Here is a 14,498-nt window from a genome sequence, read left to right on the forward strand (position 1 = left end):
GGCCAGCGATGCGCCATGGAAAGCCTTTTACGATGCTCAGCCGTCGTGGGTACAATCGCAACTGCCAGTTCCCGTCTAGCCGAGTTGGTCACTATTTTGCGTAGCCATCTGCCCGGCTCTGTGCAAAAATCAGCACTTCCCTACAAGTGCACAAACCGATGAGCGCCAACCTCTCAGAAGCCGCCGGCAGAGCCAACTCGAAAATAGATGAAGACGTCGCAGCCTGGATCGGTGTCGCCATCATTAGCTTGTTCGTCCACATCTATCTTTCCCTTGCATTCACTGGAGAAAATTTGCACGTATGGGGAGACGAGATCATTTACAGTATGGAGGCGCGGAGTCGTGATTTCCATGGCGCCGTTTATCAGAATTACCTGTATCTGGCGCTTTTCTCGATTATACGATTCGCCCATCAAGGCTTTCTTGAGCTCGCTCGAAGCATTAATGCGCTGCTGGTAGCAGTTTCAGTTCCGTTTGTATATGCGACAGCCAAGATCTATTTGGCAAAAAGATGGTCGCTGCTTATCGCGTTGATTACCGGAATTGCACCGATCACGACTTATGCGGCGTACTTCATGCCGGATGCGATGTACTATTCCGCATTCTGCGTCTTTGCGTGGTTTTGTCTAGCGTGCGCGGGCCTCTCTCCGGTTATTTATGGTCTGTCTTTGGGGTTGTTGGCGGCCGTGTTGGCAATGATCAAACCCCATGGAGTATTCATACTGATCGGATTTGTTGCTTCGCAGGTTATGCTGTGCGCCGCAGTCCGATCGAGAGAGAAGGCTCTTGCGGTGGTCAAGGTTATCTTGGCCTGTATCGCGTCCTTTGTCCTGGTCAGGTTTTCCGTGGGATACCTGTTTGCCGGTAAAAGCGGACTGAGTCTGTTTGGTCAATATTCGCGATTTGGTCAAGTAGGATGGACTGCGGCACAATATTTATCGGCGTGGAAGTTGCTTATCTTGCTGACAAAGGGGCATGTGATTTCACTGGTATTGCTTACCGGGCCAGCGATACTCGCACTGTTCATGCCGCATACAGGCGATTCTTCTGAGCGCGAAAAAAGCCTCCGGTTGCGCACGCTCGCTCTCTCCGTGTTGGCGCTGATGTTTTTTGTCACGCTGGCCTTTTCGGTGAGAAACGCCGAAGGGGAAATATCGTCGGATGCACTTCGGTTGCATATGCGGTATTACAATTTCATTTTCCCGCTTCTTTACATCGTCGTAGCAACCAGCATCGGCCAGATCACGCGGGTCCCGAAGATATTGTTGCTGTTGTCATTAGCCATGGTTTTGCTTGCGGCCAGCGCGGTTGGGGGAAGTTTGCATGGTTTCTTTCCTTTCGAAGTGGACTCGCCTGAGTTGCGGGGAGTGACGGCTCGTACGTGGACGCTGGTGCTTTCGGCACTCCTTTCTGCGCTATCCATCATTCTTTTTGCTTGGCGACCATCGCGGGGTGCCCGTTTCTTTCTTGTCTGTGCGTTGCCCGTTATGGCGGTTATCGGGACATGCTTCATAAACCTTGACCTGCGAGCCAGGATGGTCGATATGCCCGGAGACGTCGCAGGAAAAATGGTTCGGGAATATCTTGGGGCGGATGCAACTCACATCGGCTTCTTTGGTGATGTGACCCAGACCAATCAGGCAATGTTTTATATCGGGGATGCCGATTCGTTCATGTATGGACTTGATGAAGGAGAGGCGGTCCCGTCGACATTGATTGCTGGCGCGCGCGTTGATGGTAAATTGATGCCGCCTTGGGCGACGCTCCCTGCTTCTACAAAGTGGGCGGTCGTGTTCGGTGTCAGGCCCGTTCCTGCGACATACCGGGCAGTCCTGACTGGCCCGGATTGGACGCTGTATAGAATTAATTAAATGCACGGTTCGCGGCCTGGATTCAGCTCGTCACCATCTGTAATTCATGGTGAGTACGTGCGCATGCGTCCACAATGCCGGTATCGGATTCCCTGCCTTCGAACCGTTCGCGAAATATTGATAGCGCACGCTCAACCGCCTGTACGCTACGCTCGCGCCTACGACATACCCCAGATGCCAGCCTTCCTCGTCGACAAAGTGAGACTGATACGGCGTCTGGCCGATGTAGTTGACCTGATTCGTCGCATCGGCGGTCCACGTCGGACGGTGATAGTACGGACCGGCCTCGACGCCGAACCGCCAGCCTGCATAGTCGTAGTGCGGCTCGATCGTCGCGAGAAAGCCCATGTCATGTCCTGAACCGCTGAAGTTCGCGAGCGGCATCGCGACGCGCTCGGTCTTCGTGGCCAGGTTGTAATTGGCATCGCTCGTCGCATAACCGGTCGAATGAATTGCGCCCAGCCATGCATAGTTCAGATGCCATGAAACGCCCCAGTGCTCGGCCTGATAGGCGTCGCCCGTGAAGCCTGCTTCGATGGCCGGCGCAGTCAGTTGCACCTTGTGCGGAAAGCCCTCCTGTAACCAGAGGCCGTCTGCCGCCTGGGTGTAGGCCGTCCCGCCGATACCGGCTTCCGCGTTGAAGAATGACTCTGCATGCGCACTTGCAGCGGCGCAGCCGAGTGACATCGCTACGGCTGCTGCTCGCCATCCTGCTCCGGGGAACCGGAGGGCGCGGTTAGATCTATCTCGGCTCCGGCCTCGCGCATCCTGGCGAGCACGGCCTCGATGTCCCGCGGTTTCAGCACGAGTCGAGCCATTCCGAAGAAGAGCATGTGCGCGCCGAGCTCCCGCTTGTTCTTGATGCTTTCGGATTTGGACGTGTATCGGCGAAACGCCCTGTCCCCGGCAACGCCAAACAATTCCGCCATTTGCGCGCCCGTCAGACCCAGTTGTGTCTTCAGGCGCTCGATGTCCTCTGGGAGAGGTGCCTTGTAATGCATGTCGGGAGATTCCATGTGCGCGAAAAGGCGCACGAAAGCAGACTTTCATGATCGTTCCTATCGGGATGTCGGACCGCGCGGGAAGCGCTGTGCCAGTACGACCATACTAGGACCGATGGACCTGTTTAGTCAAGCGTTAGTTCACTGCGCACCAACATCCACAACACGACCACGCCCGCACCAGCGGGCTTTTTCTTTTTCCGGGGTTTCTCAATGGCAATCGGCGATCAGGCCGCAGAACTGGTGCGAAGCGATGTTGTTGCAAGCGCCGTTAAATCACTTCCCCCGGTTTCAGTCGTGAGCATGCACTGGCTCGGGTTCCAGTTATCGGACCTCGTTATGGCGACCACGCTGATTTACACAGTGCTCCAGATCTTCGCGCTCATCCGTGACAAGTTCTGGCCGCACAAGCGCAAGAGCAAACGCGAGTAGTTCCGGTTCATTGCCCGCTTCGGCGGGCTTTTTTATGGGGTGTTGTCATGAATCTCGCCCTGCTCGAAGCCGAGCTGCGCCGCGATGAAGGCGTGCGCTATATACCGTATCTGGACTCGGCAAAGCCGCCCAAGCGAACCGCCGGTGTTGGTCACAACATCGATGTTTCGCCGCTGCCCTCTGCTTGGACATTCCCGCTGACCGATGCGCAGGTCAATCAGGTGCTCGAGCGGGACATCTCGACGACGCTCGCGAAGCTCGACCAATACCTTCCGTGGTGGCGCCAGATGGATGAAGTGCGTCAGCGCGTCATCGCCAACATGTGTTTCAACATGGGCATCGGCAACGCGTCGCTCGGTACAGGTCTGCTCGGATTCAAGAACACCCTTGCAGCCATGCAACGCGGTTCGTATGCCGTCGCTGCGGCCGGGATGAAGGCCAGTTCCTGGTACTCACAAGTCGGAGCGCGCGCGCAGCGTCTTTGTCAGGCGATGGAAACCGGTGTGATGCCGGTCGTCGCCGGTGTCGCCTGAATATCTGCCGCACGAATAAACGTCAAATATCTGCCACACGAATAGCCGCCCGCGAGGCGGCTTTTTTGCGCCCCAAGGAAATCAATGGCCTCGAATCTCAAATACAGCTCGGCATTGAAGACATCGCAGCAGACGGCAATCTCGACCGCCGCAGGCTCGTCCGCCATCCTCACGCTATACAGCGGCACGCAACCTGCCTCGCCTGATACTGCGGTCACGTCTCAGGTCGCACTCTCGACCCATACGTGCGCGGCGACTTTTGGCACCGCGTCCGCTGGCGTGCTCACGGTCGGCGCCATCGCTAACGGCACCGGCACGGGCGGTGCGGGCGCTGGCACCGCGGCTACCTGGTATCGCCTCACGACCTCCGGCGGCACCGCGCTGGTCGATGGCAGCGTCGGCACTAGCGGCTGCGACCTGAACCTCACGGGCACGACCAACATCGCGACGGGCCAGACGGTGAGCATTTCGTCGTGGACGTTGACCAACGGCAACTGATTTTCAGGGAGCTCCATGAACTGGTACGCCATCTTCGCCGCTGGCGCAACGCCCGCAAATAGCGACCCGGTATCAACGGGAACGGTCATCGATCCGGCCGCGCTGCAAGCAGCAGACATGACCTCCATTCAGCTATCGGGAGATCCGGCTGGTCTCGTCTGGCAGCGATCGACGCAAACCTTCGTTGCGCCTTTCGTCGTCACCACGCTGAGCACCGTCGAGTTCATGGCGCTCTTTTCGCAGGCGGAACGTGTGGGTATCAGGACGTCAACCGATCCGGCGATTCAGGACTTCGTCTGGCAGACGAACAACGCGCGAACCATCACGCTGAGTGATCCGGTCGTCGTCAACGGGCTGGCGTACTGGAACGGCAACGCGGTGGTCTATGCGTTCCTGTGCGAGGACGGCAGTGGCCTTGTGGTGGAAGAGTTCGACCTGAACGACTTCGTTTGGTCCGAGTTCGACGCCCAATTCACGGAATGGTCCACCGCGCCGAAATTCAGTGAGCGCGCAGAAGTTAAAGGCTGGCTGATGGATGCGCCGCCGTACGAGGCGGGCTAATTGATGTGCGCTCAAGGGCGCGGGAGGAAAGCTAAACGATGACCGACGATGAAGCACGCGCCGACGCGCGCACGGGCACTGGATGGATTAACTGGGATACTGAGCGCAACTGCCCTATGTGGAGCACAAGCAGCGATCCGACGATCACTCTAGATGGTGAATTCACCGTGAGGGAACTGTTGGCGGTCCCGCACTTTGGGCCACAGGTCGCGGACTGATTGACGTGCGAGAGCGCGAGGAGGAAGGATGATCATTCGAGACGACTTGCGCCGTCTGATGGCGCAGAACCTGCTGGACTTCATTGAGGAGCACCCGGACGAGCCGATCTTCGCGGCATACCCGAACCCGGCGAAGGAGTTTAGCGTGAGCACGCGGGGCGAGGATATAGCGATCACGCACCCGACGCTTGGGACGGTGTTGCTGACGACGAGGTGAGGGAATGGATGACGCGCTGCCGGATGGCAGGCTAGAGAGGAATGCGCCCGAAGCGTGCAGCAATGCACCGGGCGGTTTACAGCGGATCGCCTGTTATGGCGGTTTACAATCGGTGGTCTGTATAGGATCAGGCGGGAACGCCGGAGCCAAATGCGGCGATGACCTTGTCGAGCATGTGATCTGCCAGCCGGGGCATGAGAGTTGCCGGCGCCCCGATGTGCGTGAGCAATGCCGACTGGTGCCAGCCAAGCGGTACGTCGGGAACCGGATCGGACCCGCACTTGTAGATATGCACCGACACCTTGGCGAGCAGCGTGCGCACGCCGAGATCAGGGCTGACGCGCGGAGCCTCAAACCCGTACACGGCCGCCGGCGGCTTTCCGGCGAGTGTCAACGCAACAGCGGCGCACACAGCCAACGCACCGCCGAGCGAGTGACCAACTAGCGTCACCGGCTGATCGCCTATCGCCTTCACGACATCGGCCGCGATGGCTTGCCAAGCACTCCAGAAGCCGCGATGGATTTCGCCGACACCAGGCACGCTGACCGTCAACACGTCGAAGTCGGTCGCCCAGCAGGCATCGTTGTCAGATCCCGGGAACGCAACCACCAGCCCCGCCGCAGTATTCCGCACGATCGCCCGCGAGGCGCTATCCGCTTTGCCTGGCAAGGCTGAGAGGGTATTTATCGGCTCGTAGCGAACCTGCTTGTGCCGGCTGAAGGCCGGGCGCGTGCGCTATTCGATCGAATGGCCCGGGGTGAGCCGTGAGGAAAAGGCGGAGGGCTACATCCTGCCGTGCGTGGCGATCGCGGAAACCGACCTGGTGATCGAAGTGCCGGATGCGGTCGTGCTACCGGCGCGCTGAGTGAAGGTGCGAGCGTGAAGGGCGAGGCGCCCCGCTCGCCGACGGCGACAAACGCCGCGTCTTACCGACCGTTGCCCATTGCGCGAGCGATTTTCTTATCCGTGTTGTACTGGCTCAGCGCATACACCGACCAGATCGCGGCCGGCACCCAGCCGATCACCGTGATCTGCAGAATCAGACAGATGATGCCCGCAAACGGACGGCCGATCGTGAAGAACTGCAACCACGGCAGAAGGATGGCAAGCAAGAGACGCATTCGGTTTTCCTGTTCCTGTCATTGCGGCAGCGTGCGTTAGTTCGCGTGGGACGCATCTGCCTCGTTGTTGAACGTATCAAGCGGACGGATCAAGCGGCGCAAAGCGCGGCACCTTGACGCCGTCCTGCTCGACCAGCTCGAAAAATACCGTCGCCGGCCGGGTCCAGATCGTACCATTGGCCGCCTTGTAGACGATCATCGTGACCGTCGGATCCGATTCGAGCGTGGCCTCGCACACCAGTTCGTAAATGCCGCCTTTGTAGTGCCGGTAACGCATCGTGTATGTCCTTATGTTGGGCGTGATCGAGGCAATTGCAAGCGCGGCGCGCTCAAGCTGCGCCGCCCTCTTTCATCTGCTTGAGGATCTTGTAGACGGTTGCGCGGCCCATCGTCAGCACCGCGGCCACATAGTTCGCCGAGCTGCGCCCGCGAAACGCGCCCTGCGCGTGCAGCGCCTCGACGATTTCACGCTTGTGCTCGCGCGTGAGCGCATTGATGCCGATCTGCCGGTCGCGCAGCCAGTTGTGCAGATACGTGTTGATACGGTCCTGCCAGTCGTCGCGGAACAGATCGTCGGTGGGCGCGTCGGTCATCGTGCCGCCCTTGATGAACAGGTCGAGCGTCGAGCGCACGTCCTCGAACACCGCGATGTTGAAGTTCACGCACAGGATGCCGGCGGGCTTGCCGTCGTCGTCGAACAGGATGTTGCTCACGCAGCGCATGCGGCGGCCGTCCCAGTTCAGCTTCTCGTAGGGACCGATGGTCTGGCCGCGCGCCGCAAAGTGCGCGTCGTCGAGCACCGACGGGGCGCCCACTTCCAGCCGCGACAGATTGTTGACCAGATACGCGATGGTCTGATCGCGCAGATCGTGAATCACCACTTCGGCGCACGGATAAAGCAGCGCGGCGATGCCGTCGGCGATCGGCGCGTAGCGCTTGAGCAGCAGGTCTTTGACAGGTGACACGTTCGAATTGCGCATGGGAGAAACGCGAGGTTCGACGGAAGGCAGCGCGCCGTCCGCATTCGGAAACTCGCCATTGTAGCGGCCCGCCACGGGGCGTCGAGCATCAATCCCGCGCAACAATTTTGTCGGCATCGCGAGCGCATTTTTTTCGTGCGATAAACCCTGATCGACCGACAACCGAACGGAGTCCACCGATGGCCACACTCGAAGCGCTTCGCGCCGTGCTCGACGACAAGCACACGCCGGAGATCATTCGCAACCACATCATCGATTCGTTGCAGTACGCGCTGCGCAACTACGGTCAGGTCTTCACGGCAAAGGAAGTCGAATGGCTGGCCGGCTGGGACGACGCACGCCTGCCGCTCGCGGCCACGCGCGAATTGCACAAGCGGGTCGCCGAGACGGCGCGCTGACGCGTTCGGCTAGCGAGCCTCGCGCTCGCGACTCGCCCCTCTCTCCTACGCATCTGACACGGCTTCGCCGATCGCTCGCAAAGCCCCGCCGGGCGGGCGTTTCGGCCATACGCCGAAGTTTTCGCTATCCAATCCTCCCTATTTCAGGCATCATATTGCAATAGTTGCACCTCGCACCCATATAGCACTGGCAGCACCAGGCAGTCTCAAACCGGCATCTCCGCACTACCCCCGACTGTTCGACCGCCGCTCACCAGCGGTCCCGTCATTCCGGCAATGCGCCGCCTGCATTCGCCGTCGCGAGAAGTACACCGAGCGGTTCAGCATCATGCGTCCAGCGTGCGAATCGCGTCGCGTCAGCGTTTTTTCGGTCGAATCCGCGCTTTCGCGCGACCGCTCGAGCCATTGTCATTGAGCCCGCCAGGTCTGGCAGACCTGTGCCAACCACATTTATCGCGGCGCGCCGCTTGGTGCTGCGCCGCCGGTCCGCGTCGTGACGCGTCGTGACGCTGCTGCCGAAAGCAGCGCCACCCGAGCGGTTCGCGGACCACGCCATACAGGACACTTTTTATGATGACTCCAGCAATCAAGACCTACAAAGGTTACGAAATTCACCCGCTCGTTTATCCGCGCCGTCCCGCGGGCGCAGAAACGACGCGCAATCCCGGCGCCGGTTACGACGCGTCGGTGCGGATCTGCCGCGTCGGCGCCAATGCGGCGGCCGACGGCCGGGTGTTCCGCCTGCAGTATCTGTTTCCGTTCGACGGCATGGGTAAGGCGCGCATCGCGTGCATGGCGCATGCGGAACGGTTGATCGACGGCCAGGTGAGCGGTCAATCGGTCGCCGATCTTTGAGCGGCGTCATCGCCGCGTCACTGATGTCGAGCAGCGTGCTTGCGGGCGCCGCTGCTTTTTCAACGAATTCACAGTCGCGCTGCTTGCAATGCGCGCGGCCGACTGCCCCTTTATCCCATCGACCAGGAGTTATGCATGGCGAAAGAAGAACTGCTTGAACTTGACGGTATCGTCGACGAAGTACTTCCGGATAGCCGCTACCGCGTGACGCTCGACAACGGCGTCGTGGTCGGCGCCTATGCGTCCGGACGCATGCGCAAGAACCATATCCGTATTCTCGCGGGCGATCGCGTGACGCTCGAACTGTCGGTCTACGACCTGACCAAGGGGCGGATCAATTTCCGTCACAAGGACGAGCGCTCGGGCGGCGGCGCGCCACGCTCGGCGCCGCAGCGACGCCGGTAAGTAGCGGTCTCGGCCCCGCACCGCGTACCTGTGAAGTCTTGCAGGTCACGCGGGCAGTGCGCCCGAACGACATGTGAAAGCGCGGGCCCTGCCGACTCGCGCTTGATCTTCCGACTCCGCGCCACCTTCGCAATGAAGGCCGCGAGCGTCGCAGCGCATCTCGCTAGACCCCAAACACCGCTCCCAAATCCTCCCCACCCGCGCTTCTGCGCACCTGCTCCACCACCCGCTCCTCCAACTCCGACAGATGCTCGCGCATCGACGTCAATGCGGCCTGCAGATCGCCGGCATCGAGTGCATCGATGATCCGCGCGTGCTCATCGGCTGAACAGCTCGAACCCTTCGACGGATCGAACAGCGCCTTGTACAGCTCGGTCTTCGCGACCAGTTGCCCGACCAGCCCCAGCAACTCGGTGCCACCCGCCAGTTCCGTCAGCAGCACGTGAAACTGACCGGCGAGGCGCACGGATTCATCGATGGCGCCGGCTCGCAGCGCCTTTTCCTCGCTGCGCACATGCGCGCGCAAACGCCGCTTGTGCGCCGCGCCCAGCGCCCCGCACAGCGTCGCGACGATGCCCGCCTCGACGATCTGCCGCGCGCGATACACCTGGCGAATGTCCTCCTCCGACGGCGACGGCACGAACGCGCCGCGATTCGCCTCGAGCACGAGCTTGCCCTCGAAGCCTAGCCGCGCGAGCACCTTGCGCAGCGCGCCGCGCGTGCAGCCGAACGCGGCCGCGAGATCGCGCTCGACCAGTTGCGCGCCCGGCCGCAAACGCCCTTGCAGCAGGGCTGCGGTGATCGACGCATAGACGCGCTCTTCGACGCTCGACGAGGCGTCGTCGCTGGCGGCGGAAGCGGATGGAGCCGAAACGGCGTGGGAAGAACGCGGGGAACGCGTAGCCATGATTTCAGTGCTCGTAGACGGTGGAAAACAACAAAGGAACGGCGCCGCAGCATTCTAGCGATGCCCCTCGCACAACGCCAATCTGCAGGGCCATGCCGCCGCTTATACCGGACATTCGCCAAAATGGTTAACCATTTTAGGTTAATATGGTTGACCAAAACGGAGACTGCAACGTTTTTCCGCGGTCCAACTCTCAGGCCCACGATGAATCTGCCCACCACCGCCACCTCTCCCCGCCCCTCCGCGAAGCGCGCTCGCTCGGCGCTGACGTGGCACGAGCTCACGTGGCTCGGCGCGATCGTCCTGATCGGCATCAATCTGCGCCCGCTGCTGACCTCGATCAGCCCGTTGATGACAACGATTCGCGACGCGACCGGCCTCAGCTTCTACGGCGCGTCGCTACTGACCAGTCTGCCGGTCGTTGCGATGGGCGTCGGCGCATTCGGCGCGGCGGCGTTGACCCGCAGCGTCGGCGAAACGCGCGGGGTCGCGCTTGGGCTCATCGCGATCGCGCTGGCGTGCGCGGCGCGCTGGGTGGCGTCGAGCGGTTTCACGCTGCTCGCCACGGCGCTGCTCGCGGGCGCCGGCGTCGCCGCGATCCAGGCGCTGCTGCCCGCCGTCATCAAGCAGCGCTTCCCGGCGCGCGTGCCGCTCGCGATGGGCGTGTTCTCCGCATCGATCATGGGCGGCGGCGGCCTCGGCGCGAGTCTGAGTCCGTGGGTCGGCCGTGCGATGCAGTCCTGGCACGCGGGGCTTGCGGTGTGGGCGCTGCCCGCCTGCGTCGCGCTCGCATGCTGGTGGCTGCTGACACGTCGGCATGCCGTGGCCCACGCCGCGGCTAGCACGCCTGACGCCTCCGCGCCGGCGTTCTCGCCGTGGACCACGCGGCGCGCATGGACGCTCGGCCTGTACTTCGGCATCGTCAACGGCGGCTACACGAGTCTGGTCGCGTGGCTGCCGGCGTTCTATCAGCAGCGCGGCGCGAGCGTCGCGGCGAGCGGTTCGCTGCTCGCGGCGATGACGGTCTTCCAGGCCGCGTCGGCGTTGCTGTTGCCGCTTGCCGCGGCATCGTTCCGCGATCGCCGCCCGTGGCTGATGCTTGGCCTGTCCGCGCAATTGGCCGGCATGCTCGGCCTGATCGCACTGCCTGACGCCGCGCCGCTGCTGTGGGTGGGTGTGGCGGGTGCGGGGCTCGGCGGCGTGTTTTCGCTGACGCTCGTGACCGCGATGGATCACTCGGCCGATCATCGCGTGGCCGGCCAACTGGTCGCGTTCACGCAGGGCGTCGGCTTTATCGTCGCGGCCGTGGCGCCGCTCGTGGCGGGCATCGTGCGCGGGTGGAGCGGCGGCTTCGTGGCCGCCTGGATCATGCTCGCCGGCTGCATCGCCGCGATGATGGCGGTGACGCTGCTGTTTTCGCCGCGCAGTTATTCGCGCTGGCTTTGAGACTTCGGCCACTGCCGTTTTGTACTTGATGCGCCGCTTCGGTGCATCGGACGTCGGCGGCCGTCCATGCCCCGCGCCGGTGCAACGCCACCGACGTGGCCGCGCCGCCGCTTCCCTCAACGCCTTGCAGCCATCAGCGGCGAAATTCCCGGCGACTCCCGCCAGTCCCCCGCACACATCCTCACACACCTCGCCAGCGCACGCCGGACGAAGACTGGCACGCCCATTGCTTTATAGAGAGTCAGCTGTCCCTTCCCCCGACTCCATGCTGCGTGTTCTCCTTGTCACCGACACCGACAAACCCATCGGCGATCTGCGCGACGCGCTCGCACGTCTCGGCTGCGAGATGCTCGCCGGCACCGCGACGCCGCAGGCGCTGCATCGCGCGGTGCAGGACGAGCGGCCCGACGTCATCATCATCGATACGGAGTCGCCGTCGCGCGATACGCTCGAACAGCTCGCCGTGATGCACGCGAGCGCGCCGCGCCCCGTGCTGATGTTCAGCCACGACGCGAACCAGCAATTGATCCGCGAGGCGGTCAACGCGGGCGTCACCGCGTATCTGGTCGAAGGCCTCGCGAGCGAACGGCTCGCGCCGATCCTCGAAGTCGCGCTCGCGCGATTCGCGCAGGAGTCGCAATTGCGCGAACGGCTCGCGCAGGCCGAGAACGAACTGGCCGAGCGCAAGCTGATCGATCGTGCGAAACGCCTGCTGATGGACCAGCAGAAACTCACCGAACCGGCCGCCTACGCGAGTCTGCGCAAACGCGCGATGAACCAGGGTGTCAAACTCGCCGAGGTCGCGCGCGAGGTCGTCGCGTCGGCCGGCTTGCTCAAATGATGCGCTCATGAATCCAGCCACTTCCGTCACCGCAGCGGCCATTGCGGAGCCGCTCGAAAAGACCCATCTGCGCCTCGGCTTCGTCGCGTTGTCCGACGCGGCACCGCTGATCGCCGCGAAGCTGCTCGAGTTCGGCCACGCGCACGGGCTCACGCTCGAGTTGTGCCGCCAGCCGTCGTGGGCCGCCGTGCGCGACAAGCTGCTGTCGGGCGATCTCGACGCCGCGCACGCGCTTTACGGGCTCGTCTATGGCGTGCAGCTCGGCCTCGGCAGTCCACGCACCGACATGGCCGTGCTGATGGTGCTGAACCGCAACGGCCAGGCGATCACGCTGTCGAATCGGCTCGCCGATCTGCTCGTGAAGCACCGGACATTACGTGACGCGCTCGCGGCGCTCGGCCGCAAGCCCGTGTTCGCGCACACCTTCCCGACCGGCACGCACGCCATGTGGCTGTATTACTGGCTCGCGGCGCAAGGCGTCGATCCGTTGCGCGATGTCGACAGCGTCGCGATTCCGCCACCGCAGATGGTCGCCGCGCTCGCCGAAGACCGGCTCGATGGTCTCTGCGTCGGCGAACCATGGAATGCGATGGCCGAGGCGCACGGCGTCGGCAGAACGATCGCCTATACGAGCGAGGTCTGGCCCGAGCATCCCGAGAAAGTGCTCGCCTGCCGGCGCGACTTCGTCGATACGCATCCGCGCACGACGCGCGCGCTCGTGCAGACCGTGCTCGAAGCATGCCGCTGGCTCGACGGCGCCGGGCATCGCGACGAAATCGCGGGCTGGCTCGCGCGACCCGATTACATCGGTATCGACGAGACGTTGATTGCAGCGCGGCTTGGCAATCACGTCGACACGGCGAACCCGCGCCGCCTGCCGATGCGTTTCTTCGACGACGGGGCGGTCAACTATCCGCATCCCGCCGAAGGCGCCTGGTTCCTGACGCAGTTCGAGCGCTGGGGGATCATCGATGCGCGCAACGATTACGAGGCGATCGCCGCGAGCATCAATCAGACGCGGCTGTATCGCGAGGCCGCCGCGCGCGTGAACGTGGCGGTGCCCGGCGAGGACGTGACGCGGGAATTGATCGATGGCGAGCTGTGGGGAAGCGGCTCACCCTCCACCGGGTACGCGCGGCGTTTTGCGATCCGCCGCTAAGGCGGATCGCACGCAAAAGCTAAAGGCGATGCTCAGAAGTTGTACTTGTCGATATTGCTGGCATCGAACGTGGTCGGCGGTCCGAGGATGATTTCGCCTTGCGCGCCGATGGTGCGCTTGCCGAGCTTGCCGGCGTCGAAGGTTTCGCCTTCCTTACCCGTGATCTTGCCCGACGCGAGCGACGCCGCCGCGTACGCGGCCAGATAGCCGAGTTCGTTCGGATCCCACAACTGGAACGCGGTCACCGTGCCGTTCTTCACGAACGCGCGCATCTGGTTCGGCGTGCCGAGCCCCGTCACCGCCACCTTGCCCTTGCTCGACGACGACGAGATATAGCGCGCCGCCGCCGCGATGCCGACCGTCGTCGGCGCGACGATGGCCTTCAGGTTCGGATACGCCTGCAGCAAACCCTGCGTTTCGACGAAGGACTTCTGATCGTCGTCGTTGCCGTAGGCGATCTTGACCAGCTTGATCTTCGAATACTCGGGCTTCTTCAGCTCTTCCTGCATCCACTTGATCCACGTGTTCTGGTTCGTCGCGTTCGGCGTCGCCGACAGGATCGCGAATTCGCCCTCGCCGCCCATCAGCTTCGCGACCAGTTGCACCTGGCCGCGGCCGATCCCCTCCGCGTTCGCCTGATTGACGAACAGCTGCCGGCCTTCGGGCGCGGTATCGGAGTCGAACGTGACGACCTTGATGCCCTGGCCCATCGCCTTCTTCAGATACGGCACGACCGCGTTCGCGTCGTTCGCGGCAATCACGATCGCATCCTGATGCTGCGTGATCAGCGTGTTGATGTACGACACCTGCGACGACGCGCCCGCATCCGACGGCCCCACCGCCTTGCCCACCCCGCCGAACTCCTTGATCGCGGCGAGGCCGCCATCGTCGGCGATCACTTCGTACGGGTTGTTGATCTGCTTCGGCACGAACGCGATCTTCAGCCCGCTTTTCAGGTCCGCGGCGAACGCGCCGCCGCAACTGATCGCGAGCAACGCGGCGCATAGCGCGGCCGTGCCGGTGTGACGTAGAGGTTTGAACATAAAGTGTCTCC

General features: G+C 62.6%; 20 protein-coding genes and 1 pseudogene. 13 read left to right on the forward strand and 8 right to left on the reverse strand.

Going from position 1 to position 14,498, the window contains the following annotated elements:
* Nucleotides 1–158 precede the first annotated feature (158 nt).
* Complete coding sequence (locus CI15_RS33460; RefSeq protein WP_062137551.1) at nucleotides 159–1,871, forward strand: hypothetical protein; 1,713 nt, start codon at nucleotides 159–161, stop codon at nucleotides 1,869–1,871.
* A 30-nt stretch (nucleotides 1,872–1,901) separates the two neighbouring features.
* Here CI15_RS33460 and CI15_RS33465 read toward each other — a convergent pair whose 3' ends face one another.
* Together CI15_RS33465 and CI15_RS33470 are read right to left on the reverse strand one after the other, a co-directional pair.
* Nucleotides 1,902–2,558, reverse strand: a complete 657-nt coding sequence (locus CI15_RS33465) for a hypothetical protein (RefSeq protein ID WP_062137554.1) — start codon at nucleotides 2,556–2,558, stop codon at nucleotides 1,902–1,904.
* 2 nt (nucleotides 2,559–2,560) lie between these two features.
* On the reverse strand, nucleotides 2,561–2,872 hold the full coding sequence (locus CI15_RS33470; protein ID WP_062137557.1) for a helix-turn-helix domain-containing protein: 312 nt from the start codon (nucleotides 2,870–2,872) through the stop codon (nucleotides 2,561–2,563).
* Between the two features lie 213 nt (nucleotides 2,873–3,085).
* On the opposite strand from CI15_RS33470, the gene CI15_RS36910 reads away from it, so the two are divergent.
* The 5 genes from CI15_RS36910 to CI15_RS33495 all read left to right on the forward strand — a co-directional run bounded on the left by CI15_RS36910 (nucleotide 3,086) and on the right by CI15_RS33495 (nucleotide 5,331).
* The gene (locus CI15_RS36910) at nucleotides 3,086–3,304 is read left to right on the forward strand and encodes a hypothetical protein (protein WP_075643828.1); all 219 of its coding nucleotides are present in this window, start codon (nucleotides 3,086–3,088) and stop codon (nucleotides 3,302–3,304) included.
* A gap of 47 nt (nucleotides 3,305–3,351) precedes the next feature.
* Nucleotides 3,352–3,837: a glycoside hydrolase family protein gene (locus tag CI15_RS33475; protein ID WP_062137560.1), complete on the forward strand. Its 486-nt coding sequence runs from the start codon at nucleotides 3,352–3,354 to the stop codon at nucleotides 3,835–3,837.
* A gap of 84 nt (nucleotides 3,838–3,921) precedes the next feature.
* Nucleotides 3,922–4,335, forward strand: coding sequence for a hypothetical protein (locus CI15_RS33480; protein WP_062137563.1), 414 nt, complete (start codon nucleotides 3,922–3,924; stop codon nucleotides 4,333–4,335).
* Nucleotides 4,336–4,350: 15 nt separating this feature from the next.
* On the forward strand, nucleotides 4,351–4,896 hold the full coding sequence (locus CI15_RS33485) for a hypothetical protein (RefSeq protein WP_062137566.1): 546 nt from the start codon (nucleotides 4,351–4,353) through the stop codon (nucleotides 4,894–4,896).
* A 246-nt stretch (nucleotides 4,897–5,142) separates the two neighbouring features.
* A complete protein-coding gene (locus tag CI15_RS33495) occupies nucleotides 5,143–5,331 on the forward strand; it encodes a hypothetical protein (RefSeq protein ID WP_062137572.1) in 189 nt (62 codons plus the stop codon).
* Between the two features lie 127 nt (nucleotides 5,332–5,458).
* Here the strand turns inward: CI15_RS33495 and CI15_RS33500 are convergent, their stop codons facing one another.
* Nucleotides 5,459–5,965, reverse strand: a complete 507-nt coding sequence (locus tag CI15_RS33500) for an alpha/beta fold hydrolase (protein WP_241496018.1) — start codon at nucleotides 5,963–5,965, stop codon at nucleotides 5,459–5,461.
* Between the two features lie 64 nt (nucleotides 5,966–6,029).
* Between CI15_RS33500 and CI15_RS33505 the strand changes: the two are divergent.
* Nucleotides 6,030–6,197 (forward strand): annotated as a pseudogene (locus CI15_RS33505) (2Fe-2S iron-sulfur cluster-binding protein); the annotation flags it as partial.
* A 61-nt stretch (nucleotides 6,198–6,258) separates the two neighbouring features.
* On the opposite strand, the gene CI15_RS33510 reads toward CI15_RS33505, so the two are convergent.
* The 3 genes from CI15_RS33510 to CI15_RS33520 all read right to left on the reverse strand — a co-directional run bounded on the left by CI15_RS33510 (nucleotide 6,259) and on the right by CI15_RS33520 (nucleotide 7,433).
* Nucleotides 6,259–6,453: a YqaE/Pmp3 family membrane protein gene (locus tag CI15_RS33510; RefSeq protein ID WP_062137578.1), complete on the reverse strand. Its 195-nt coding sequence runs from the start codon at nucleotides 6,451–6,453 to the stop codon at nucleotides 6,259–6,261.
* Between the two features lie 76 nt (nucleotides 6,454–6,529).
* A complete protein-coding gene (locus CI15_RS33515) occupies nucleotides 6,530–6,730 on the reverse strand; it encodes a DUF1653 domain-containing protein (protein WP_062137581.1) in 201 nt (66 codons plus the stop codon).
* A 52-nt stretch (nucleotides 6,731–6,782) separates the two neighbouring features.
* Complete coding sequence (locus CI15_RS33520) at nucleotides 6,783–7,433, reverse strand: helix-turn-helix transcriptional regulator (RefSeq protein WP_062138399.1); 651 nt, start codon at nucleotides 7,431–7,433, stop codon at nucleotides 6,783–6,785.
* A gap of 179 nt (nucleotides 7,434–7,612) precedes the next feature.
* Between CI15_RS33520 and CI15_RS33525 the strand changes: the two genes are divergently transcribed.
* The 3 genes from CI15_RS33525 (at nucleotide 7,613) to infA (ending at nucleotide 9,091) form a co-directional block, all read left to right on the forward strand.
* Nucleotides 7,613–7,831 (forward strand): hypothetical protein, encoded by a 219-nt coding sequence (locus CI15_RS33525; RefSeq protein ID WP_062137584.1) that lies wholly within the window; start codon nucleotides 7,613–7,615, stop codon nucleotides 7,829–7,831.
* Nucleotides 7,832–8,404: 573 nt separating this feature from the next.
* Nucleotides 8,405–8,686 (forward strand): hypothetical protein, encoded by a 282-nt coding sequence (locus CI15_RS33530; RefSeq protein ID WP_062138401.1) that lies wholly within the window; start codon nucleotides 8,405–8,407, stop codon nucleotides 8,684–8,686.
* 135 nt (nucleotides 8,687–8,821) lie between these two features.
* Nucleotides 8,822–9,091, forward strand: coding sequence for a translation initiation factor IF-1 (gene infA / locus CI15_RS33535; RefSeq protein ID WP_062137586.1), 270 nt, complete (start codon nucleotides 8,822–8,824; stop codon nucleotides 9,089–9,091).
* Nucleotides 9,092–9,254: 163 nt separating this feature from the next.
* Here the strand turns inward: infA and CI15_RS33540 are convergent, their stop codons facing one another.
* Nucleotides 9,255–9,998, reverse strand: a complete 744-nt coding sequence (locus CI15_RS33540) for a GntR family transcriptional regulator (RefSeq protein ID WP_062137589.1) — start codon at nucleotides 9,996–9,998, stop codon at nucleotides 9,255–9,257.
* 204 nt (nucleotides 9,999–10,202) lie between these two features.
* Between CI15_RS33540 and CI15_RS33545 the strand changes: the two genes are divergently transcribed.
* The 3 genes from CI15_RS33545 (at nucleotide 10,203) to CI15_RS33555 (ending at nucleotide 13,444) form a co-directional block, all read left to right on the forward strand.
* The gene (locus CI15_RS33545; protein WP_062137593.1) at nucleotides 10,203–11,444 is read left to right on the forward strand and encodes a cyanate transporter; all 1,242 of its coding nucleotides are present in this window, start codon (nucleotides 10,203–10,205) and stop codon (nucleotides 11,442–11,444) included.
* A gap of 265 nt (nucleotides 11,445–11,709) precedes the next feature.
* Nucleotides 11,710–12,285 carry an ANTAR domain-containing response regulator gene (locus tag CI15_RS33550; protein ID WP_062137596.1) on the forward strand — a complete coding sequence of 192 codons (576 nt, stop codon included), beginning with the start codon at nucleotides 11,710–11,712 and terminating at the stop codon, nucleotides 12,283–12,285.
* A gap of 7 nt (nucleotides 12,286–12,292) precedes the next feature.
* Nucleotides 12,293–13,444: a CmpA/NrtA family ABC transporter substrate-binding protein gene (locus CI15_RS33555; protein WP_062137599.1), complete on the forward strand. Its 1,152-nt coding sequence runs from the start codon at nucleotides 12,293–12,295 to the stop codon at nucleotides 13,442–13,444.
* Between the two features lie 32 nt (nucleotides 13,445–13,476).
* Here the strand turns inward: CI15_RS33555 and rhaS are convergent, their stop codons facing one another.
* Nucleotides 13,477–14,487: a rhamnose ABC transporter substrate-binding protein gene (rhaS, locus tag CI15_RS33560; RefSeq protein ID WP_062137602.1), complete on the reverse strand. Its 1,011-nt coding sequence runs from the start codon at nucleotides 14,485–14,487 to the stop codon at nucleotides 13,477–13,479.
* Between the last annotated feature and the right edge of the window lie 11 nt (nucleotides 14,488–14,498).

The organism is Paraburkholderia monticola, assembly GCF_001580545.1.
Classification (GTDB): domain Bacteria; phylum Pseudomonadota; class Gammaproteobacteria; order Burkholderiales; family Burkholderiaceae; genus Paraburkholderia; species Paraburkholderia monticola.